The organism is Vibrio sp. SS-MA-C1-2, assembly GCF_021513135.1.
Classification (GTDB): Bacteria; Pseudomonadota; Gammaproteobacteria; order Enterobacterales; family Vibrionaceae.
In genome coordinates this window covers 1,595,053-1,617,471 of record NZ_CP090981.1, presented here as the reverse complement: position 1 = coordinate 1,617,471, position 22,419 = coordinate 1,595,053, and the positions used below count along the sequence as shown (strand labels likewise).

Below are 22,419 nucleotides of genomic sequence, written 5' to 3'. Positions count from 1 at the left end.
GACGTTTCAAGTGGATTTCAATATTTCAGCGGCAGGGCTCGCTATCATGTAGATCATGGTGATGAACGTGGCTGTATTTCTATAGCCTCGAGCCCTCGACCTCGCGGCTTGAAATAAACTGTTCAGACCTTCCATTCGCGCATTAGTATAGGTCGACGTCCAGCGTTGAAGTATTCTCTCCGAGTGCTTTTCTAAGGTGGCTAGCGCTTTTCTTACGGGCTCTAAAGCATCTGAACTTCCTATTTCGTCAAGTGTAAACTTGATGAAATTAGTCAGGCGCCAGCGAGCGGCTTGAGTCGTTTTCGCTTCTCTTATCCAGCGTAACTTTTCTTTCACTCGCCAAGCTTTCGCTGTCTCAAGTTCATACTGTTCTAGGTCAAGTAAAGCTTGTGCTTGCTTATCTGTCATTGGACTTTCAGCGTTCTTTAAAACTGCCCAACGAAGCGCCTTAGGCATGTCGCTGTGCTTTCTTTCCTCTTTCCGAACTTCATCAACTGCTCGGGTAAATAACTGCACAACATGGAACCAGTCAACGGTGACATTCGCTTTCGGAAATTCACCTTTGATACCGCTTAAAAAGGACGGAGACATATCACACACGACTTCAAGGACTTGCTCAGATTTCGCCCCATGCTTTTCAATAAAGGTTTTAAACTCAGAGACTGTTTTCTTTCCTTTTCCTGGTGTAGCAAATACAACAGGTAGGGTTTTGCGAGCCATGTCGATGAAAACAGTGACGTAATTATGTCCACGCTTTGAAGCTGTCTCATCAAATCCAAAGGCTTGAAGAGATGAGAGGTCAAGTCGTGATAAAGCTTGTTCCACGTAATGTTCCACCACTCGCCAAAGCCGCTTATCCGTCACTTCCATAAACTTAGCTGCAGCGTTAACTGGCATCTCTCTTACGAGTGTTAAGGCCACTTCTTCGAACAGCAAAGTAAAACCACTACCAGGTCTTGCCCAAGGCACTTCGATGAGCCTTACCCCGTGAGTTTTGCAGTGAACTCTAGGTATCTTCGCTGTGATATAGCAATGGTGCTGAAAAAAGTTAAGATGACGCCATGTTTTCTCTTTGAAGTCATGTGCAGAGCAAGGAGCGCCACATTCTGGGCACGAGTAAAGCTCTCCACGTTCAGCCCCCACTTGTAGATGAAGCTCATAAGGAGAATGTTCTGTATTAAGGGATTGGTCGATAAGTTTCCAGGGTGCTTGAAGCCCCAACCCGAGCATAAAAATATCAGAAGAATTCAATGTGACTGGACCTTGTATTAGAGCCTATTTAGAAGATGCCTATTTTAACCCAAATCCACACAAAACGTCGAAGAGCCAAATAAACTTAGCTCAAAACAACACACTCATTTCCAATATATAATCAAAGTCTAACTCAAATTATATTTAAATAGTACAGATAAAAGGGATTAACATGTACACAGAGAATAGTCGTACTTCCAAGAAAAATAGAAAAAAATCATTTTAGATACTGACCCAGGTATTGATGATGCAATGGCGATACTATTTGCCGAAGCGAGTCCTGAAATCGAACTCCTTGGTATTACAACAGTTTTTGGTAATGCTACAATACAGAATGGCACTCGTAACGCACTTTATCTTAAGAAAAAATTTAATATGAAGGCCGATATAGCTCAAGGAGCATCAAAACCTTTAGTTAGAGATGAAGTTGGCCCAACGGTGATAGTACATGGCGAACAAGGCTTTGGTTATTATCAAATATCTTCAGATTTCAACCCAACACCACCCCCTATCTCTGCTGTCGATTATATGATTAAACAAGTGAAAAAATACCCCCATGAAATTACATTAGTCGCTGTTGGCCCATTAACAAACCTTGCTCACCTACTACAAAAAGAACCTGATATCGTTAGCTTGGTAAAACAAGTTGTCATTATGGGAGGCGCATTTGGTCACAATGGCCATTTTGGTAATGTCGCGCCCTTTGCAGAAGCCAATATTTATGATGATCCCGATGCTGCTGACTTGGTTTTTTGTGCTGATTGGCCGGTGGTTATTCTCGGTCTTGATGTCACCCAGCAAAGTTTCTTTTCTGGAGAATATCTTGATCAATTAAAAGAAGATGCAGGAGAAGTTGGTGAATTTATTTGGGATGTCAGTCGTTACTATTTAGAATTTTACTCGAAAAGCATTCAATTAGATGGTTGTCATGTTCATGATCCTTCCGCTATCGCTTATGTTATTAATCCAGATTTATTTACTCTCCAACAAGGGCCTGTCAGAGTCATCAAAGAAGGTGTCGCAATGGGTATGACCATTCAGAAAATAACAAGTCAAAGACACCCTAATGACGATTGGAGCGATAAACCTGCTCAAAATATCGGAATTTCAGTCAACGATCAAGCACTGTTACGTTTATATCGAGAAAGCTTGATTGGCTATAACAGCTAAAGATATATCCAAAGTAATTGGCGTTGCGAGTAGGCGGCAAGCGAGTGAAGCCCCATGAGTATAAGTGTACTATATAATTGGGGCGAACGAATGCAGCCAACAACCTAGCGACTTCAAGTAAGAAGAGGATAAAGCCCAAAAGCCCTCATTGAAATATTCATATAAATAAACAGTTGAGGGCTTTTCGCAATTAATTTTCCTTCAGTATTTATGGGTCAACCTGAACCCGATATGTCACAAAACCAGATTTTCCGGGCATTAAGTCACCAGTCATACGCCATTGAACTTTTCCTAAATACCCTTGTTGATTTTTCCCTCCAGATGGATCGGGTAATATAACAACACAAGGTAAAAACGCATTATCCCCACACGTGACAGGGCTTTCTAATTGGCTAAAGTCTGGCACGTAATCATAGACGTCAATATCACTCACTTTTTTACTGCTTTGGTTCGAAAAAACGATCTTATACTCTAAAATTTCTCCCGGTTCAGCGGCATTTACCGTGGTGTAATCCTCTCCTTTGGTGATATTTTTCACCCACTGCTTTAAGGTTAAACGTCCTGCGGATGGCCCTAAACGGACAATATCTTGGTTCTTATCGGCGTATTTCCTATCATGACCTGTACCAGGGTCAAAGAAACTATGTTCAGCTTTTAGATCATAGATATATTGGTCATTATCAATGCGGTCAAAACCTCCGGGGATAGTGACTTCAATAAGTAAACAGATCTTTTCTCCAGCTTCGGCATCAATAAAAGATGGGAAAGATATAGTAATATCACTATCATCCAATTGCTGGTTACAGGTTTGATCCTGATAAATTTTGGTTTCCCAATCAAGATTTATCTGTTCAATACTCATTATTGCAGCTGAATGAGTAAAAAACGTCAATTGATGAGAGAAATAGACCTTATCACCACTTTCTCCCTCTTTGGTTTGTGACTCGGTGAGAGTCGGCTCTTTAACTTGACCAAAGAAGTAGTGTCGCCCTTTACTTAAATCGGCTTGTTCAATCTTAGTTTGACTGTCTATCGCATCCCCTACTGTCGCGACCGTTGATGTTCCCTCTTTCTGCCAAGATTCACTGATCGCCAGCCAACTATTCGGTACTGCCACCGTGATGGTAACGTCACTGTCTAACCAACTAGGATCCAAGTTAAACGTAAAGCTGCCATCTCCTTTGGTGGTTGAAAATATCTCTTTACTGCCTTGCCTTAAAGTGACAATACGCCCCGCTAATCCAGTTTCGTTATCATTTTGTATGCCGTTATGAGCCAATTGATTATCATTAAATACCGTGCCTGTAATCTGTGCCTCTAACTTGATGACATCAACGGTCACTAAAGCAATTGCACAATAGTTAGTTAACGCCGCATTATTTTTAATTGCACAGACTTGATAGTAAAAAGTATCCTCGCCGGTATAACCTGCTGGTGGTTGATATTCGATATCAAATGATGCGTTAAGCTGAATCTCACCACTTTGCGCTGATGATACTGCGGTTGTCGCTGTTATTCCTGTAACAATAGTGGACTCTGAACCACCAATACCAACAATTCGTAATGAGTAACTGTCTGTCGAACTCGAGTGAGGAGTGGCTGAATCATTTATTATTAAGTCAGTGAGCGCTTTAAAAATAGAGCCATATTCAACGGTGAGTTGTTCTGGGGAAACCGTATTGGAACTGCCTGAATGGTGGTCATCTTGTGCGGTTACGGCAACCGGGATAATCACATTAACAGTGACTTTAGCTACGCCACAAATTTTATCAGAGATAGTACCATCGTCCTTAGCAGCACATACCTTGTAAAAGAAGCTATCTACGCCTTCGATATTGGCAGGGGTAAACTCAACACCCGCATCAGTTACTTTGACCCTTCCCCCATTCGCTGTCAACGCCATATTAATGGTGGCATCGGGATCATCAAAAGCGGTCGATTCTGTACCCACCCCGGTAATACGTAACATGGTAAAACCATCACTATAACTAGGAACCACACTATCGTTACCGTGTAGATTGGCAAATAGATTATTTATTGAACCATAATCGACAATTAAATCGGACGGAAAGGCAGTGTTATGACTGCCGTCATAATGATCAGCTTGCGGTATCACATCAAATGGGGCTTTGACATTAAGTTTGACTTTGGCGGTATGACAAAAGCTAGGATCATTGACAGCGCACACTTTATAGTAAAAGATATCTTCACCGATAAAGTCGTTTGCAGGTTTATAATCAACCTTTCCATTCATATAAAATCTTACCGTCCCTCCTTGTTGAGTTGAGATATATGATACAGTAGAAATACTTTGTAGGTTATCAAGTTGATCCCCGATTTCCGTCACTTTTAATAATGAGGTCGCACCACTATCGTCATCAGCGACTGCACTGTCATTAATAATTAAATGATTTGGATTTGGATTTGGATTTGAACTTAAATACCCTCCTTGAAGCGCAATATATTTAGAGTTATACGCAATATCAGGCAATGGACTGCTGGCAGGATCATCATATAAATCATCATTGGCGATGACATTATACGGGATAAAATCACTTACTGATTTCTCTGAAACGATAAAGGTAAATTGACCGATACCACAAGAGCCACTTTCAGGTATTTCTACTTGTGCATCATTCAAATAAACACATGCTTTATAATAAAGTACATAAGTGCCTGGTTTCTCATAACCTATAACTACAGCCGTTTTCTCCGAGTCCAAAGTGACGTAGATTTTAGCTGCAGACAAATTAATATCATCTTTATATTCCGTTTCAAAGGCGTCAGGTGCTAATATACTACTAATTCCATTTATCTTATATTCCCCATCATCAGAGGATAGTAATGCTCCCTCTTTATAAACTTGATCATTATCTAATAATGTACTGATTTCTTTCCGATTAAAGTAACCTCCCCCAAAACCAGGTTTAGCTACCATTGGAAGGATAAATGATATAGGGTCTATCGTATTATTACGCCCATCATAATGGTCATTTTGAATAATAGTTTCATAATCATTTTCAAGTACATCGATCGTAACACTAGCAACACCACAAAATGTTTCATTACTATTACATACTTTATAGTAAACAGAAACTCGCCGATCACCGGTGACTGCCGGTGCCGTATATTGAACTGTGCTGTCATCACTATCACCATCGGTGATCGTTATGGTTCCGCCCTCATTGCCTTCAAAATTGAAGTTTAATGTTGGCGAAAAAACCGTTTTATAATTCTCAGAAAAACCGACAATTTTTAAATCTGAATGACTGCCACCTTGTAGATGATCATTGGCTAATAATTTTGTTAGAGAAACAGTTGTTCCTTGAAGAACAGTAAGCTGACTCTCTTCTACCGTATCAAACTTGCCTTGAAAGTGATCTGCCCGAGCGGTAACAAATCCGGGTGGTCGATAATAACAAGCACCATCAGGTTTTAAACTATCATCAATGGCATGCTTTAACTTACCAACATTGGCGTTGTATTTCCCTTCGGCAAAGATGCCGGGGTTGGATGAAATAAAAATACAAGGACCACTGCCTGATTCTTGATGGGCGACCGAATCAGGGAGAAAGGTGTCGTAGCTATTCAACATCACAAAGGCGGTATCATTGCTACTTTCCCCGCTATAAAGTTGATAATTATTTGCAAGTGAACCCTGTAAATGATAACCATTTCGGACAGCTAACGATGAAGCATTGCGCGTGACCGAACCACCAAAGTTATCTGTGTAGGTGAACATTTTCGAAAATGAGGCTTGATAAGGGGAGCTGGTATTTAAATCAATGGTACTTGATGTGTTATAAATATTTGAATGTGTCAGTTTTCCACCATCAGGCAGCGCATCAGTGATACTACTCAAAAATGTATTTTTATAACTCGTCATTTCCGACGCACCAGAATAATCATCCACAAAAAAGAGAAAAGCTTGGGAGTCTTTCTTTTTTATTGCATCACTAATTTTTGATCGTTGTACAAAAGTGAGTTGATCTTTCACTTGTATACCATGAGATGAGATAACCACCAGTTTATTTCCGGTTAAATCATTATCATTAAGTGGGCTAAAGTCTGAATGTTTATTATCTGCTGCAGTCCCAATGCCATAACGAGGGGCTAAGGCACCAAATTCGGTGGCCATATTATCATTTTCAATTTGGATTTCAGAGCTTACCGGTGTTAATCCTGCCTTCGCATCTATCTCTGCTGAAACGATCACCTTATTTCCATTGTAACTTTTAATTTTTGCTTCTGTTGTGGTAGGAAAGCTAGAAAATAGCAACACAAATATTAATAGAAACTGATGTATTTGGTTTTTAATAATATTTAATAATCCACCGCTGTTGGCTGTTGGCTGTTGGCTGTTTTGTCTTTGACCCAAAAGAGGAGTCATTGATTTCTTAACCGTTCCGTATCGTATTGGGTTCATAATCTATTCCTTGATAGGAGGCTTTTCATAACCCCAACCACATACAGCTAACAATCAAATAGGGGTGATAAAAAACGCCATTAGGTACAAAAAACTATCAACCATGTTACTCAACCCATTGATGATAAAGTAGTCATAAAACAGTAATTTAATTTAATATAAGATTGAAGGATTAAAGGAAGGGGCTATCGTGCAATGTTAGATGAGAGACACTTTTCTTTAGTCTTTCAATTGTAAACAGTCACAACAGTTGTGAGCATATTGTCTATTTTTATGAAAGTGAGGATAATAATATACCCTTCTTACTTGAAGCTGTTAGGTTGTTGGCTACACTCGCTTACCGCCTACTCGCAACTCCAATTACTTTAGGTATCACTAACATGTGAAGCTAACTTTACTCTTCAATTCAATTTCAAATTAAATATCAAAGAAACTCAACAGATGAAAAAGACCGATAAAAAGAAAGAAAATGCATTGCGACAATGCTTAACCGGTGCTTGTGACAACTTACAAGAACAATCAGAAGGTTTTATCTGGCTGACACATTCAATCAACTACGATAATTATCCTCAATCCTTATGTGTCTATGGTACAAATGAACAAATGAATAGCATCGATTGTGGATTAGTCTATCAAGTCATTAACAAACACTTGTCTTCGATAGGGATTCAACTTAAAAACAGAGAGAAACATATTCACTTAGACTCTGAAGAAGCCTGTATTAAAGAACATGATGGGAAATGGAGTAAGCGTTTATCGCAGCATAATTGACATAAGCACTTTCATATATACCCTTCTTACTTGAAGTTGCTAGATTGTTGGCGATATTCATTCGTCCCAATCATATAGAAAACCTATACTCATGGGGCTTCATTCACTTGCCGCCGATTAGCAACGCCAATTACTTTGGGTATAGACAAAAAAGAGTTAGCTAGAGAAGTCTAGCTAACTCAAATTGAGACACGTCTGAGTATAAAAGTGCTACCGGTGAAGGTAATATGGAAGTTTTACCGGACTTATTTCTGAAGATGGTAAACGCTTTAAGTCCTAATTATCTCTTAAGATAATAACTCTACGATGGCTTTACCAACAGCATGAGCACTTGTTGGATTCTGTCCTGTGATAAGGCGGTCATCTACAATCACTAGCTCCTGCCAAGGTTGAACTTTTGAGTAACGAGCCGCCCCACGAGCCAATGACTCTTCGAGTAGGAAAGGAATGTCATTAATGGTACCAAAATCGATTTCTTCTTCACGTGTAAAACCTGTCACTGATTTAGACGCAAGCAACTTATTACCATTACTCAGTGTGATAGGTAAAAGAGCGGCGGGGCCATGGCATACCGCTGCCACAATACCACCATCCTCATAATGCTTGGCTGAGATTTTTGCGAATTCTTCGTTGTTTGCTAAGTCAGAAAGAAGACCGAAACCACCAGGATAGAAAATTGCATCATAACTATCGCCATTAATTTGTGATACTGGAATCGTATTATTAATGCGGTTTTGTAAATCATCATCCGCTAAGATTTTCGCATTTACGGCATCACCCTCAATATCAGTGCCATATAATGGTGCCTGACCACCTTTGATCGAAGCAATATCATAATTAAAGCCTGAAGCAAGCAACTCACTAAGAGCATGCGTGAGTTCTGGCGCATAAGTACCGTTTGCTTGGTCTGTTTCACCAAGTGTTGCATGGTTAGTCACAACGATAAGTATTCTCTTCATGGTGGTTCCTTAATGGCTTATGTGTATTTATTGAACACATTAATACTAGTTACTAACCAAACCAATTACAATATGCTAAATTGGCAAAACATTATTGCTATATAGCAAAGGTAGTCATGGATAGTTTTGAAGGCATCAACGAATTCGTTACCGTTGCTGAGAGCTTGGGGTTTTCAGCGGCAGCAAAACAATTAGGTTGCAGTACCAGTCACGTTAGTCGTCAAGTCACGAGGTTAGAAGAGCGATTAGGTATCGCTTTGTTAGCGCGTTCCACAAGAATGGTGAGCTTAACGGAACCTGGCCAAGCGTATTATCAACAATGCAAAGAGTTAGTTATTGGGCTCCAGCAAGCCAATGAGCAGCTTACGACGCAACAAATGCAATTAAGTGGCACGTTACGAGTCAGCATGGCAGGCACATTTTCTGAGAACCAAGTAGCACCAGCTTTGATGGAATTCGCCAAACAACATCCCAATCTCACAGTAGATATTAACTTCAACACCAATATGGTGAATTTTATCGAAGATGGTTTTGATTTTGCCATTCGTTATGGAAAATTAAGTGACTCAGGATTGATTGCGAGAAAGCTAGTAAACCGTCCAATGGCCGCGGTTGCTAGTCAACACTACATTGATAAGCACGGTCTTCCAACTCACCCTGAAGAATTGAAGAATCACAGTTGTATTATAGCCAATAAAGATGTGTGGTTGTTTGAAAAGGATGGCAAGCCTTTAAATAGTGAGAAAATACAAGGTAGATGGAAAAGTAATAATGCCAATACCGTTTTACGAGCTTGTATAGAGGGATTAGGTATCGCATATCTACCAAAGAGCAGCTTTAACGATGCCATTTCGTCAGGGCGTGTAGTGCCAATACTTGAACCTTATTGGGGAAGTGGTAACGGCAGTTGGATTGTATATCAAAACCAACATTTCTTACCATTAAGAGCAAGGCTTGCTATTGATTTTCTGCTTGATCACTTTGCAACATGGTCTGAATAAAACGTCTAATAACACCCAACAGTTAAACATTAACTATCACTAAAATCATTGGCGTTACTAGTCGGTGTCAAACGAGTAAGGCCAATAACCTAGCAGTTTCAAGCATGAAGGGGCTAAATAATCATTAAGTAACCGTATCTGACATCAATGTAACTGTCATAGTAAAATAGCTTGGGACACAGCAAGGTTTTGACGAATAGCTAGGGTGCGATATCGAGTTTGTAGACTGACTTTAGTATCAAAGGGAAAACCGAGAAGCACCAGTTGGCGCGGGGTACAAATGCGTGTGTAGTAGATATGGTTGGGATGTTTATACAGATACATTGACTCACCTCATTGGAAAATAGAGGGTGTCATGCTTAAAAACGAAAAAAGCCCTTGAATTATCAAGGGCTTTTTTACTGTATGTGGCGGAGAGATAGGGATTTGAACCCTAGAAGGGCTACAAACCCTTGCCGGTTTTCAAGACCGGTGCTTTCGACCACTCAGCCATCTCTCCGCGGAACAGGGCGAATAATACGGATTGATCTTAACGCTGTAAACCTTTTTTTATTACTTTTGTTCAACTGATTACTTTGAAAACAAATTGTATAACGGAGCAACAGTCTTTGCCTAAATTTTAATAGATTTCACCAAAGTCATTGATTTTCTAATTGATAGAAAAATGAAAGCGCATGACGCCTCACTCGTTTGCCACCTATTAGCAACTCTAATTACTTTGAGTATATATAGGTTAACGATATGATTAGAGCGAATCTAGCCATGACTTTAATAAACCGACGACAGTCACTTCAAGTAAGACGGAAATAACCTCCTTCAAATGACTATTGATACGATTGTGATTAGCTGAAAAAGAACTAAAAATATTGTAAAATTATGTAAACCGTCGTCATTTGATAAACAGTATGAAAAAAACCAGTACAACTTTGACTCGTTTCTTGTCTGTTATTTTTCTCACGCCTTTACTGCTTGTATTTACTTTGCCAGTAAGCGCCCATAATAACGAACAAGAGCAATTAATCATTGCGCCACTATCTTCTCTCTCTGATCATTGCCAATTACTCTTAACTGATTCAAAAAGTGATGTAGATACTACTTGGAAAATAATTAATTCAAAATGTGATATTGGTGAAGGGCTATGGTCAAGAGAACCTAAAAATCGTGAGCATCTTTTCTGGTTACAATGTGGATTTAGTGCCACACCTCCAGCAAGTCAAAAACAGCAAAAACTAGCCACTCATTTTATGAATAACGTCTACCTTCACCAAGGAGAAAAAGGTTACCGCTGCCTGATTGGTCCATTTAAGAACATTGACCAAGCAATAGATGCTAAAGATCGATTAATTAAACAACTTCATTTAAAAAGCTTCATTCGTGAAATCCCGATTGTGTCAGCTAAACGTGAAGCAAGCATCACTCAACCTACTCTACATTACCTATTTCACATTGATGAGGTTCGTTATTATCAAGTAGGGATAGATCAATTAAATTTAATGCCACTAAACTGGCAGCAAGCCAATAAGATTTGTCGACAATATCGATTTTACTTACCCTCAATTGGCCTATTGAAAAAGATAAATTCCAAATCTCATTTAAAACAACAAAACATCGTTAAAGATAAACGGGCGTTTTGGAGCCGGAAATTTGCTGAAAATAATCAATTTCAAGTCGTTAATCTCTCTAATAATCGGATTTCATCAGTTAATGGTCACCAATTGCACCCTGTTATCTGTAGTGACCAATAGTTTTCAATTATTTAGTAAACGCCAATTGAATACCTAATAAGACCATAACAATCCCTGTCACAGCTTCAAGCATTGCATTTGCTTTTGGTTTAGATAGCCAAACTTTTGCTTTTTCTACTGAGAAAGCGATCGCAGTTTGCCACACCATTGCAATCGCAAAATGACAACCCGCTAGAAACAGAGATTGATTTAAAGCTGAACCTTCAGGGGAAATAAATTGAGGCAAAAAAGCTAAATAAAAGACCGCGGTTTTCGGGTTTAATACATTTGATAAAAAACCTTCTCGCAATGAACGGCTAATAATAACTGGTTGATGATGGAGAGTGACTGGCTGATGCTCTGGTTGAATAGCAGGGAGAGACTTCCTTTGCTTTAATGCCGATTTAACACTATTAAACCCTAACCATATGAGATAGAGTGCACCGATAAATTTCAAGCCTTGGAATAGGATCGCTGAATTCAATAAAATAACAGATATCCCTACCGCAGACAGAGTTGCATGGATAAAAAGCCCAGAACAGATGCCTAAACTAGTAAAAAAACCATCTTTCGTACCACCTCGATGACTATTTCTAATTACTAGCATGGTATCAAGACCAGGAGTCATGGTTAAAAGCGTGATTGCAACTAAAAATGTTAAAAAATCCATACCCATTCAATTTATCCCTTATCATTCAAAATAATGTAGACAATACACTCAAAAATAGAGCTATCTGCATTATATAAAAGTATTATCGATTTGATTTCATCTCACAATCAAATAACATTATCGCAAATTGGTAACAAATACCATGACAAGATTTTATAAAAAAATCGCTAGTTCTATCTTATAATTACAATATATAAAATAAGACATGCAAAGGATGCATAAAAATGTCATTGAAATTTAGGATCACGCTTCTTCTTTCGACCCTGTTTGCTTTTTCGTTTTTCAATATTGGTTTTATCTATTTTCTTGAAACAAAAAGCGATCAAAAAGCAAGCTGGGTTGGCCACACTTACCAAGTTCTTACTACATCAGATAAACTACTGACTTCTCTTCTTAATTTAGAAACCGGTCAACGGGGGTATTTGCTCACCAAAGAAAAGCATTATTTAAAGCCGTATTATAAAGCCGATGAAAAAACTCTCGCTTATGTAAAACAACTAACATTATTGACAAAAGATAACCCAGCTCAGCAAGAGTTAGCATTATCATTAAAAATCGTTGTCGAGAAGAAGTTGATTGATCTACAAAATACGCTAGAGTCAAATATTGATAATCCGCAAGATAATAAAATATCAATTACACAGAATGGCCTTTACTACATGGATGAGATTAGAGGGATCCTCAATAACTTTAATCAAAATGAAAACCAACTATTAAATCTACGGTTATCAGAATACCGAGAATCTAGAGCCTTATTATTTACCATTATTGCTATCGAACTGATTATTATGCTTGGTTTAGCAATCTTTACCTTTGTTCTGATCCATAAAAGTTTATTTAGCCCACTAGAAAAGCTGGTGAGTGCCACCGATCGTTTAGTTAAAGGTCAGAAACAGAGTATTTCTGATTATCTACCAAAAGATGAGATGGGGTACTTAATGTCTCATTTCTATAAGATGAGCCAGGTGGTGATGGAGAAGCAAATTTCATTAACTCAACAGGTTCATACTGATGAACTCACGGGTATTGCAAACCGCGTCGCCCTCTATCCCGATATCAATGATGAGATTAGACGTACTCATCAAAATAACTATCAATCCGCTCTCTGTTTTATCGATCTTAATGATTTTAAAAAGACAAATGATACTTATGGTCACAGTTGTGGGGATTTTATCCTGCAAGAAACCGCAGCTCGATTAAACAACAGTTTACGAGAAAATGATACGATTTACCGTATCGGTGGCGATGAATTTGTACTACTAATCAGAGATATACATGGCAGTGACGACCTAGATATTATCGTAGAACGTCTAACTCGGACTTTCAAATCATCGGTTAGCTACAAAGGTCAAAAGATCTATATTCGTTGTAGTTTAGGTTTTTGCATAATTCCAAATGATACGCAAGACAGTGACATTGCGATTAAATATGCCGATATTGCTATGTATAAAGCGAAACAACAAAAAAATACAGATCAATCAATCTCTTATCGCTATTTTTCAACAGAAATGCTCGATAAAAGTTAATGCTCTTTTACTCGTTTTATTAAAAAAACCGTCATGATGGGAAACTAAAAACTCAGCCAACTATCTCTCATTTATATAGCCAAAGTAATTGGAGTTGCTAGTCGGCGGCAAGTGAATGAAGCCCCATGAGTATAGGTTTCTATCGGATTGGGGCGAATGAATATAGCCAACAACTTAGCAACTTCAAGTAAAAAGAGGATAGATATCTTTACTCATTGATAGATAAGGACTCGCTGAATTAATTACATTTATGCTTTATTCTGTATGAATGTTTGAATAAACGCATTCATTTCCATCGGTTTTGAGGAATAATAACCTTGCCAATAAGTTGTTCCACTTTGTTTTACAATGTTTAGATCCACATCATCTTCAACACCTTCGGTGATCACTTCAGCACCGATTAATTGACAAAGTTCGACCAGATTCATATAAATTTTACAACCAGTCACTGACTCACGAGCAAGTCGCAATAGACTCATATCGATCTTGATATAACCGAGATTAAAATGCAGTAATTGCTTAATCGTGGTATCTCCTGCACCAAAATCATCTAAAGAAACAATAAATCCTGCTTGATTAAGACGCTCAATCGCTTGAAATACTTCGTTAAAGTGATTGGTATTGTTATTTTCAGTCACTTCAATCGTCACATTACTTTTAGTCAGATTTGCTGCATTTAACCAACGAGTCAACTTATCAAGAAAGTCATATCTACACATTTGATAAGGCGAAATATTAATCGAGAAATTCACCTCTAACTGACTTGATAACTTACATGCTTTTTTGAATGCCCCACACTGTAAAACAATTTCAGACATCACATCATCCAGCAATGTCTCAGACTCAATTAAAGGAATAATATCTAATGGTGATACCGAACCAAACTTAGGTGAGTTCCAGCGAAAGAGCGCTTCCACCTTCATAGGAAAACGCGGTGAATCGATATCATTAATACGTTGAAATGCAGCCGTGATTTCTCCATTTTTCAAGGCATTTGGAAGTGCTTGAATTAAACTATATCGATAATGATAAAGTTGATTATCCTTTTCGTTTTCATACTGATAGTGAGATCCTGATTTTAACGCTGAACTCAATGCTGTTTGCGCCTTTTTTATCATTTCTTCACTATGATTTGAGTCAGTTGAAAATGAAACACCAGCCGAGAGGTGAATAAAAATATCACGATTAGCAGATACTATCGGAGAAGAAAAAACATCCATCAATCGTCGAAGAACAAACAGCACTTCATTTTTATCTTCGACTCTTAAAAGCAGAGCAAACTGGCGATGCCCAACATAAGACAATAAAGTATCTCGACGAATACATGAAGTAATTAATCGCTCAACATTGACCAACATATTCTGACAATAATTTGATTGTGTTGGATTTTCTAAAGATTGAGCAGATAAAAAAATAACAGCAAATTGGCCACCTAATTGGCCTCGTCTAACATATTCAAATTCACTACTCACAGCTTTATCAAAATAAATTACTTCTGTACGCATAAGCCACTTTTTTATATAAAATTTATTAATGGTAATTTAAGTATAAAGAGAAATTTAAATTATTTTGTAATAATTGCCAAACTGTAGACAATTTTAAGATGAAATTGATTGGATAAAGCATTAATGACCGAAGATTAATCCAACGGCATTGAAAGTGTGAGCAGATCGAGTAAGGTCTCCGTTTTTCTTAATGCTTGTGCTCGTTTAACTTGGCAAATAAATAGCTCAGCCGTCGAAACTGCGTCGATTAATGCATGATGATTACTATAACTCGGTAAGTCATAACGCTCTCTAACCATGGAGAGCCTTAGGTCTGTGGGATCTTTAGAGCCAATTAATTGCAAAAACGATTTTTCAAATAACAGAGTATCCACCCATATAATTGGCAAAGCAGAATCAAACCCTAACTGTTTAAAATAAGACTCTAAAAACTGCTTTTCAATCACCGAGCCATGAACGATAGCCACTCGCCCATTTAGCATATCCATCAGCCCTGAAACGGCTTGATCGATATTGACTCCCACCTGAGCCACCTCGGGAGTGATATGATTCACTACTGCCGAATGTGCATTGATGGTTGAGGTTTTATTAATGTAGAAATGACCTGAGTCATCCAGTTTTACCCGATTATTGATGACTCGACACCAACCAATACTCAAAATTTCACTATTATTTGACGAAAGTCCTGATGTTTCAAAATCAAATACCAAAAAATCGATCTCTTCTATTTTTTTATAAAGATCAGGGAGAACTTCTATAAAATAGTTAGAGATCAGCTCTTCTGGTTGCTGCTGAAGCAACATCTGCTGTTGATGCATCATGGAGTATAGCTTTTTAACTCTCCGGCGAGTTAAATAGTTACCGAGTCCCATGTCTTACCTTTGCAGCATCTTGCAGATCAGAAATAATTTTAAATGCATCTTTTAAGTGTTTACGTTCAAAACTGCTAAATTCATTAGGATCGATATGATTATCAGGCTGAATTCCTTTATTAAGCTGCTTAACCTGGTGCTTCAATCGAAAGGAGGTGATAAATTGTAATGCACCAATCGTATTTAAGTAGAGATCTTTACTCATTAATCCTTGTTGATAAGCGTAGGTAAATCGACCTTCGGTACTGTTATCAATTTCACTTTCGCTATAATCTGAGCTTAGACTATAAATTCGGGCTAAATCGATCAATAGGTTTAACGCATACTTCTTAATATTTAACGTCGAAGCGTGTTTACCTGACTTCTCTACCACTAATTTATTAAAAATACCCAATGGTGGGCTGGTTGTTATCGTCTCATTGGTCAGAATCAACAGAAATTCACGATTGGCTTGCACCTCTTTGTAAAGGCAGTGTTGTAATTTACTGGCTAACGCTTGAGAACCATAAACCGATCGCAATTCAAGGAAGACCGTAATATTCATTAAAGATTGATATTCTGGATTTGACGCCCACTTTTTGTAATAACTTTTCCAATTTGAAACAGGTTGACACCACTTCTGATTCGCTGCCATAAACTTACCACTACAGAGCGGATAACCACATTGCCCTAAACCATTACAAACATAAGCAGCCAACTGCTGAAAATAGACTCGGTCACTTTCTGTCGCACTGTCGGAGAAAACCAAAGCACTATCTTGGTCGGATAACATATGAATCTCATTTCGAGCATGAGAACCTGCCACCAGCCAACTAAATTCACACGGTGCTTCACCATAAAATTGCAGACCGATTTCAATCAAGCGCTTGGTATAAGCGTCCATCAACATCGCCATCACTCTTGTCACCACAGCCACAGGAACTGCGCCTTCGACTAAGGCTTCGAAAATTGCTTGCCGCTCCAATTGATAACTGGCTAGCTCTTCAACACTCTCTGCATTTTGGATCTTTTTGATCAAGAAGATCGCATGCATTCGATGATTTTGTACCAGATCCGACGTCGTTAATACGGCGATAACCTCACCATTTCTCATCACGGGTAAATGACTTACCGATTGATCAATCATCATCGACATCGCCTGTAGCACCAATTCATCCGCTTGAATCGTATATGGCTGATGAGACATCACGGTCGTAATGGGCAGTTGTAAATCTAAGCCACATGCCACTACTCTCTCGGTCATATCACGATCGGTAATAATCCCCACCATTTTATCTTGCTCTATCACAATGGCAGATGAGCTCTGATGATTGATCCGCATTGCTGCAGCAACCTGCTGAATAGTTTGATCACTCTCAACTTTGACCACATGATTGCATGCAATATCTGCCACTTTTTTAATAAATAGCCCTTTGGATTTTGGCTTCCATGCGATATCTAATGCTTTTTGCATTCGTGTTTGAACTTGTACAGCAAAGTAATTTTTATACTCTGGGTTTTCAGCCAAAAAGATATTCAATTTTTGATGTGAAATTGTATATATCAATGTATTTTGTAAGGCGATAGCTTCATAACACTGATTCTCTGCTAAATCAGGATCCAGAAATGAGAAGCCAAACATATCTTCGGCTTCTAATTTAGAGCGTAACATACCGTTAGACTGACGCTGTTCTATTGCCCCACTACGAATAATAAACAGAGAGCGGTGAGTTTTCATCTGGATTTTATCGCCTTGAGACAGATATTCAATATTAATACAACGAGATAAGCTCTCTAATTGTTGATTCGACATCTTATCAAAAGGGTCAATATTTTTGATAAATTCAACAATATTCGGTAATAATGTCTCAGGCATTTTAACTCCAAAATCAGATAGAAAATTGAACGTACTTTAAATCAAAGCAAGCCTATTCCTTGAGAGTAACAGCTTAAATCAATGAATTAAATATAAATGTAAGATAAAAAAGAGTGCAGCAGTAGCAATAAATATCGAGACTTGCTTTAATTTTTTAGTTTTCGATTTTAAATCATAAATAAGATGTTGATTAATTCGAGAGAGAATAAAGCAGCAATAAGCAGAGGCATAAATAGAGAGAGAGCTAACCAGTAAAATTCTGGCTTGGTTAAAAATTGCTAATTTAAGTAGAACAGTGGCAATAATTAACATAACTAATGCTGTTCGCCCCCAAGAGAGCTTCGTTCTTTCAAGCTGTAAACCAGAGTCTTTAAAACAGGTCAAAATAGAACACACCGAGTAAAATCACCGATAACAACCCCATAAATATAGAGATCACTAATAATAATCGAGAATAAGGTAAGTCTTGATTATGCCGCATGGCGATTTCATTTTTTTTCCAGCGAATATAAGAGTATGAGGAACAGAGAATAGTCATTACTGTTAAAATAATACAGAGCACACTGCGTATACCATCAACAGCAAAATTTACCGCAAGCTGATCTAAGGCAATCGCTGATGCAAGTAGCCCTAATGAAGTTCGAATCCAAGCTAGAAATGTTCTCTCATTGGCAAGAGAAAACCGATAATCAGGTGCGCTGCCCTCTTTTTTCCATGAAGTATCTTTGCGTCTAGATAGCATATTATTATTCTCTTACACTAAAAAAGAGCACTGAAAAATTCAGTACTCTTTCATTCGTAATGTTCAGTTATGCAGGTTTTAGCATCTGCATATCACTACTCGATATTGGTAAATATCTTGCGTTATGTAAACGGAAAGAAGCCCAATAACCATTCCAACGTGGATCTGATTGCAATAACTCAGATGCTTTAGCAACAATTTCAAACTTCAAGCCTTGATACTTTTCAAGTTCAAACAGGTTATCTTGTGCATCAATATTGACGTAATAAAGCTCTTCATAACCGGTCGTCACATTGTAGCCATAGAAAAGTTGTTCGCCATGTAGATCAAACTGGAAAGCAAAGCCATAGTTTGAGCCAACATGAACGCCCGTTTGGTAAACTTGGGTCAACGCTTTACGTTCATGACCATTCATCATCGTCAGGAGATTATCGCCTTCCATATACTCAGGCGCTTTCACACCCGCCATACCAATAATCGTTGGTGCAATATCGATAGTAGAGGCTAATTGATCAACATATTTTGGTACACTTTTCTGTGTTGATGTCGGCTTCACCACCAATGGGACTCGGAAGATATCCGGTTGGAAGTATGATCCCTTATCGGCCATCGCTAAACGACCATTCATATCACCATGATCCGCAGAGAATACAATCGCCGTTTCATCCCACATATTTTCTTCTTTCAAATAACGCAGAAGATGTCCAATCGCATGATCAACCACTTCAACTTGGAGAAGATGACAAGCAATATAATCTTTCACTAGCTCTTCATCGTACATACCCCAATATTGCTTGTAGAGATCATAAGTTGCATTGCGATTCTTCTCTGATTCATCGAAAGGTTTAAAGCTCTCCGGTGCCACAATAACACTACGAATTTCATCATAACGCGCTTCAAGACCTGATGGAATTGAGTACGGCTGATGAGGATCAAAAAAGTCAATTTGGCTAAAGACAGGTTTGCCCGGCGCTTGAATTTTTGCGGCTTTAATTTGATCTAACGCTAACTTAGCTAAGAAAACCGAATAATGTGCTTCTAATGGGAAATCAGAACCATCAGCCTGCTCAATCCAGCCTCCAAACGAGTTTGCCGGAGAGTGTTGATCAATCTGTAATCCACGTAATTCGCGGCGATAGCGAGGAAGTTGAACCCCCATATTGGCAATATAAGAAAGGTAACGATCATCATCTTCAACCGGTGGCCCCCAGCGATCCCAAGCATGAATATTCTCGCCAAAAGCTTGAATAAATTTCTCGATACCCACATGGCACTTACCCGTGTGTTTTAAGGTATAACCCATCTTTTTTAGGTAATCTTGAAAAATAATATCATCAAGCTCTAAGTCAACTTTCATGCCAACTGGAGTGCGTTCGCCATTAGAAAGATACGGAGGATGTGTTCCTGTAAACATCGCCGCACGAGCAGGACCACAAAGCGGACTTGGCGTAAATGCTTGGTTAAATGTCGTCCCTTCTTCTTTTAAAGCGTCGATATTCGGTGTATTGATAACAGAAGAGAGTGGACGATCTTTGTGATAACAGTCAGCTGAAATCATATCAACTGTAATGAATAAGATATTGGGTCTCTTCACATCTGAAACATAGAAACTACCACGTCTTTCCTTGGGGTTTAAAAATTCTAATTGCATAATAATTTTCTTTTTAAATAATGAGTTTCATCACAATAATTCTGTCATTATATTAAATAAAAACGGTATACTCATCCATAGTAAAAAAATAATAGGCATGTATAAAACGAAATTATGATTAACTCACCAATATTAATTAAACGATCGATTGGGACCTCCGGGATCACACTTAGAGCCATGTGGGATATTGAAGCTGATGCTGACTATCATGTGGTTTGGCCTAATGATCGCTTACTGCCAATGGTGCCTAATGCCGTCGTTGCTATCTATACGATTCAAGGTAGTGGTCATATCAAATTAAAAAGTGGTAAAGAGATCACTGTTTCTGCGCCTTCTGTCACATTTTTAGATAGCAGTAAAATTAAGTCTTATAAGACCAATGGTGTCCTTTGGGAGCTTAATTGGTTTGAGTTTGTTGTTCAAGGATTAATCAATATTCCTGTAGAACAACCCATCCTGCTCGCCAATGAAGAGTATCCTGAGATGCTCAATGACGTTAAAAAATTAATCCTATCGAATGAACCCACTAAAATGAGTGCGGCGGTTGCTGGCTTTAGCTATCTGTTCTACAAATGGTTAACATTAAGTGACAATGTAAAAAACATTACTAATAAAGATAAAATCACTGCCGATGTTATTGCCCTGATGAATGAAAATATTGGTAAAAATGTCCAGATAAAATCGTTTGCTGAGCAGGTCGGTTATACCGAACAATATCTTCGAAAAGTGTTTTTAAAGAAAATGGATATCACCCCTAAAAAATACTTTTTGAAATTAAAATTAGAAGCTGGAATGATGATGCTAAAGAAAGAGGGTTACAGTGTAAAAAGTGTCGCTTACAGTTTAGGTTTTAATGACAGTTTTCACTTTAGTCGTGCTTTTAAAAGCTATTTTGATGTCTGCCCGTCGAGTATTAGTAAAGAGCGTTAAACACCATTTATTCTCGGTATATAGATTAAAAAATAGAAAAAAGGTGAATAACATGAGATGTTATTCACCTTTCTTATTGTTATACAGAATACGTCTTAATCATTACTTAGACCAATGGTCAAAATAGATATGGTCTGCTTGCCAAACAACCTCTTCCACTTTATCGGCTAATAAGTGTTTTGCCACTTCAAAGCTGAATTCAAAGACGACGCCTAGACCTTTACCACTGATAAAGTTTTTATCAACCACAACCTTTTGATCTAAACAGACGCCATCATCAAAGTTCTTATCGAAACCACCACCAGACGTATATTTAGCATCTCCCAACAAACCATTAGCCGCTAATACTTTGGCACCTGATGAGCAGAGTGGACAGATCCATTTGTTCTCTGCAATATGGCGACGAAGGAAGTTAATGACCCTCTCATTACTGGTTAAATTCGCTGTCCCTTGTGGACCACCCGGCATCATCACCGCATCATAAGAGTAATCAACTTTCTCTTCAAGGGTATAATCTGCGGTCATTCTGGTTTTAAAATACGAATCTAATGCCACTGTTTTATTACACGATAAGACATCAACCGCAATCTTCATACGGCGCATTAAATCGATAAACACCACCGCTTCTGCTTCTTCGAAACCATCTGCCAGTAAAACTGCAACTCTCTTTTCCATGATTATTTCCTATCCAATTGAAGCAACAGCTTCACGGGTTAAACGACCTATTTCAGCCCAATCTTTATTATCAATTAACGCTTTTGTCACCATCCAAGTTCCACCACAGGCAACCACGTTCGGTAATGCTAAGTAGTCGTTAATATTGTCTTTATTGACACCACCTGTCGGCATGATTTTTAGATCTTGATAAGGACCAGACAATGCTTTTAACATCTTCACGCCACCTGCCGCTTCCGCAGGGAAAAACTTCACCGTATTAATCCCTAAATGTAACGCCAACTCTATCTCTGTTGGGGTACAAACACCCGGAACAAATGGAATTTCCAAATAATCACAAACCGCAACGGTATGTTCATTTAGACCTGGAGCCACGATAAATGACGCACCACACTCTGCAGCTGTTTGTGCTTGCTCTTTGGTCAATACTGTCCCAGCACCAATATACATATCGGGTTGTGCTTGTTTAAGCAGACGAATAGCATCTGCTGCGGCTTCAGTACGGAAAGTAATCTCGATAACGTTTAATCCATTATCTGCCAGCGTTTTTCCTAATTCGATAATATCTTCTGCACGATCAATGGCGACCACTGGAATGATCTTAAATTCAGCCAATCGACTCGCAACACTTTTATCTTGACTCATCGTTTATCCTTTAATTTTTATTCTAAAATTCTGTTTGACGTCATAC

At 38.4% G+C, this 22,419-nt stretch carries 18 protein-coding genes and 1 tRNA gene; 6 read left to right on the top strand and 13 right to left on the bottom strand.

Translation table 11 applies throughout. The features are described 5' to 3' along the window. Window positions 1-6: 6 nt before the first annotated feature. A complete protein-coding gene (locus tag L0B53_RS11860) occupies window positions 7-1,251 on the bottom strand; it encodes an ISL3 family transposase (protein WP_235059805.1) in 1,245 nt (414 codons plus the stop codon). A 252-nt stretch (window positions 1,252-1,503) separates the two neighbouring features. On the opposite strand from L0B53_RS11860, the gene L0B53_RS11855 reads away from it, so the two are divergent. Next, window positions 1,504-2,421 carry a nucleoside hydrolase gene (locus L0B53_RS11855; protein ID WP_235059804.1) on the top strand — a complete coding sequence of 306 codons (918 nt, stop codon included), beginning with the start codon at window positions 1,504-1,506 and terminating at the stop codon, window positions 2,419-2,421. Between the two features lie 208 nt (window positions 2,422-2,629). Here L0B53_RS11855 and L0B53_RS11850 read toward each other — a convergent pair whose 3' ends face one another. Further along, complete coding sequence (locus L0B53_RS11850; protein WP_235059802.1) at window positions 2,630-6,847, bottom strand: Ig-like domain-containing protein; 4,218 nt, start codon at window positions 6,845-6,847, stop codon at window positions 2,630-2,632. A gap of 441 nt (window positions 6,848-7,288) precedes the next feature. Between L0B53_RS11850 and L0B53_RS11845 the strand changes: the two genes are divergently transcribed. After that, window positions 7,289-7,618 (top strand): hypothetical protein, encoded by a 330-nt coding sequence (locus L0B53_RS11845; protein WP_235059797.1) that lies wholly within the window; start codon window positions 7,289-7,291, stop codon window positions 7,616-7,618. Between the two features lie 287 nt (window positions 7,619-7,905). Here the strand turns inward: L0B53_RS11845 and L0B53_RS11840 are convergent, their stop codons facing one another. After that, the gene (locus L0B53_RS11840; RefSeq protein WP_235059796.1) at window positions 7,906-8,577 is read right to left on the bottom strand and encodes a type 1 glutamine amidotransferase domain-containing protein; all 672 of its coding nucleotides are present in this window, start codon (window positions 8,575-8,577) and stop codon (window positions 7,906-7,908) included. Window positions 8,578-8,693: 116 nt separating this feature from the next. On the opposite strand from L0B53_RS11840, the gene L0B53_RS11835 reads away from it, so the two are divergent. Beyond that, window positions 8,694-9,578: a LysR family transcriptional regulator gene (locus L0B53_RS11835; protein WP_235059795.1), complete on the top strand. Its 885-nt coding sequence runs from the start codon at window positions 8,694-8,696 to the stop codon at window positions 9,576-9,578. A gap of 408 nt (window positions 9,579-9,986) precedes the next feature. Here the strand turns inward: L0B53_RS11835 and L0B53_RS11830 are convergent. Then, a tRNA-Ser gene (locus tag L0B53_RS11830) sits at window positions 9,987-10,077 on the bottom strand. Window positions 10,078-10,483: 406 nt separating this feature from the next. Between L0B53_RS11830 and L0B53_RS11825 the strand changes: the two genes are divergently transcribed. Then, window positions 10,484-11,323 (top strand): SPOR domain-containing protein, encoded by an 840-nt coding sequence (locus L0B53_RS11825; RefSeq protein ID WP_235059794.1) that lies wholly within the window; start codon window positions 10,484-10,486, stop codon window positions 11,321-11,323. A gap of 7 nt (window positions 11,324-11,330) precedes the next feature. Here L0B53_RS11825 and L0B53_RS11820 read toward each other — a convergent pair whose 3' ends face one another. After that, the gene (locus L0B53_RS11820) at window positions 11,331-11,978 is read right to left on the bottom strand and encodes a LysE family translocator (protein WP_409202806.1); all 648 of its coding nucleotides are present in this window, start codon (window positions 11,976-11,978) and stop codon (window positions 11,331-11,333) included. Between the two features lie 218 nt (window positions 11,979-12,196). Here L0B53_RS11820 and L0B53_RS11815 point away from each other — a divergent pair, with 218 nt between their 5' ends. After that, window positions 12,197-13,498 (top strand): diguanylate cyclase domain-containing protein, encoded by a 1,302-nt coding sequence (locus tag L0B53_RS11815; RefSeq protein ID WP_235059793.1) that lies wholly within the window; start codon window positions 12,197-12,199, stop codon window positions 13,496-13,498. Between the two features lie 248 nt (window positions 13,499-13,746). Here L0B53_RS11815 and L0B53_RS11810 read toward each other — a convergent pair whose 3' ends face one another. From L0B53_RS11810 to L0B53_RS11785, 6 genes are all read right to left on the bottom strand, one after another. Next, window positions 13,747-15,003, bottom strand: a complete 1,257-nt coding sequence (locus tag L0B53_RS11810) for an EAL domain-containing protein (protein WP_235059791.1) — start codon at window positions 15,001-15,003, stop codon at window positions 13,747-13,749. A gap of 134 nt (window positions 15,004-15,137) precedes the next feature. Beyond that, window positions 15,138-15,824 (bottom strand): exonuclease domain-containing protein, encoded by a 687-nt coding sequence (locus tag L0B53_RS11805; protein WP_235059790.1) that lies wholly within the window; start codon window positions 15,822-15,824, stop codon window positions 15,138-15,140. 37 nt (window positions 15,825-15,861) lie between these two features. After that, window positions 15,862-17,730, bottom strand: a complete 1,869-nt coding sequence (locus L0B53_RS11800; protein WP_235059789.1) for a DUF294 nucleotidyltransferase-like domain-containing protein — start codon at window positions 17,728-17,730, stop codon at window positions 15,862-15,864. A gap of 78 nt (window positions 17,731-17,808) precedes the next feature. Beyond that, window positions 17,809-18,114: a DUF202 domain-containing protein gene (locus tag L0B53_RS11795; protein ID WP_235059788.1), complete on the bottom strand. Its 306-nt coding sequence runs from the start codon at window positions 18,112-18,114 to the stop codon at window positions 17,809-17,811. Beyond that, window positions 18,101-18,472, bottom strand: a complete 372-nt coding sequence (locus L0B53_RS11790) for a YidH family protein (protein ID WP_235059787.1) — start codon at window positions 18,470-18,472, stop codon at window positions 18,101-18,103. The genes L0B53_RS11795 and L0B53_RS11790 overlap by 14 nt, the downstream gene beginning before the upstream one ends. 67 nt (window positions 18,473-18,539) lie before the next feature. Continuing rightward, a complete protein-coding gene (locus L0B53_RS11785; protein ID WP_235059786.1) occupies window positions 18,540-20,123 on the bottom strand; it encodes a sulfatase-like hydrolase/transferase in 1,584 nt (527 codons plus the stop codon). A 177-nt stretch (window positions 20,124-20,300) separates the two neighbouring features. Here L0B53_RS11785 and L0B53_RS11780 point away from each other — a divergent pair, with 177 nt between their 5' ends. Next, a complete protein-coding gene (locus tag L0B53_RS11780; RefSeq protein WP_235059783.1) occupies window positions 20,301-21,053 on the top strand; it encodes an AraC family transcriptional regulator in 753 nt (250 codons plus the stop codon). A 102-nt stretch (window positions 21,054-21,155) separates the two neighbouring features. Here the strand turns inward: L0B53_RS11780 and L0B53_RS11775 are convergent, their stop codons facing one another. Continuing rightward, a complete protein-coding gene (locus L0B53_RS11775) occupies window positions 21,156-21,728 on the bottom strand; it encodes a DJ-1/PfpI family protein (RefSeq protein WP_409202805.1) in 573 nt (190 codons plus the stop codon). Window positions 21,729-21,737: 9 nt separating this feature from the next. Then, complete coding sequence (locus L0B53_RS11770) at window positions 21,738-22,373, bottom strand: bifunctional 4-hydroxy-2-oxoglutarate aldolase/2-dehydro-3-deoxy-phosphogluconate aldolase (RefSeq protein WP_235059782.1); 636 nt, start codon at window positions 22,371-22,373, stop codon at window positions 21,738-21,740. Window positions 22,374-22,419: the final 46 nt, after the last annotated feature.

Excerpts from the sequence above, each read along its gene's own strand:
- L0B53_RS11845 (WP_235059797.1), top strand. The coding sequence starts at position 7,289 with ATGAAAAAGACCGATAAAAAGAAAGAAAATGCATTGCGACAATGCTTA.
- L0B53_RS11840 (WP_235059796.1), bottom strand. The coding sequence starts at position 8,577 with ATGAAGAGAATACTTATCGTTGTGACTAACCATGCAACACTTGGTGAA.
- L0B53_RS11790 (WP_235059787.1), bottom strand. The coding sequence starts at position 18,472 with ATGCTATCTAGACGCAAAGATACTTCATGGAAAAAAGAGGGCAGCGCA.
- L0B53_RS11825 (WP_235059794.1), top strand. The coding sequence starts at position 10,484 with ATGAAAAAAACCAGTACAACTTTGACTCGTTTCTTGTCTGTTATTTTT.
- L0B53_RS11785 (WP_235059786.1), bottom strand. The coding sequence starts at position 20,123 with ATGCAATTAGAATTTTTAAACCCCAAGGAAAGACGTGGTAGTTTCTAT.
- L0B53_RS11835 (WP_235059795.1), top strand. The coding sequence starts at position 8,694 with ATGGATAGTTTTGAAGGCATCAACGAATTCGTTACCGTTGCTGAGAGC.
- L0B53_RS11770 (WP_235059782.1), bottom strand. The coding sequence starts at position 22,373 with ATGAGTCAAGATAAAAGTGTTGCGAGTCGATTGGCTGAATTTAAGATC.
- L0B53_RS11820 (WP_409202806.1), bottom strand. The coding sequence starts at position 11,978 with ATGGGTATGGATTTTTTAACATTTTTAGTTGCAATCACGCTTTTAACC.
- L0B53_RS11805 (WP_235059790.1), bottom strand. The coding sequence starts at position 15,824 with ATGATGCATCAACAGCAGATGTTGCTTCAGCAGCAACCAGAAGAGCTG.
- L0B53_RS11815 (WP_235059793.1), top strand. The coding sequence starts at position 12,197 with ATGTCATTGAAATTTAGGATCACGCTTCTTCTTTCGACCCTGTTTGCT.
- L0B53_RS11775 (WP_409202805.1), bottom strand. The coding sequence starts at position 21,728 with ATGGAAAAGAGAGTTGCAGTTTTACTGGCAGATGGTTTCGAAGAAGCA.
- L0B53_RS11810 (WP_235059791.1), bottom strand. The coding sequence starts at position 15,003 with ATGCGTACAGAAGTAATTTATTTTGATAAAGCTGTGAGTAGTGAATTT.
- L0B53_RS11850 (WP_235059802.1), bottom strand. The coding sequence starts at position 6,847 with ATGAACCCAATACGATACGGAACGGTTAAGAAATCAATGACTCCTCTT.
- L0B53_RS11780 (WP_235059783.1), top strand. The coding sequence starts at position 20,301 with ATGTGGGATATTGAAGCTGATGCTGACTATCATGTGGTTTGGCCTAAT.
- L0B53_RS11855 (WP_235059804.1), top strand. The coding sequence starts at position 1,504 with ATGGCGATACTATTTGCCGAAGCGAGTCCTGAAATCGAACTCCTTGGT.
- L0B53_RS11800 (WP_235059789.1), bottom strand. The coding sequence starts at position 17,730 with ATGCCTGAGACATTATTACCGAATATTGTTGAATTTATCAAAAATATT.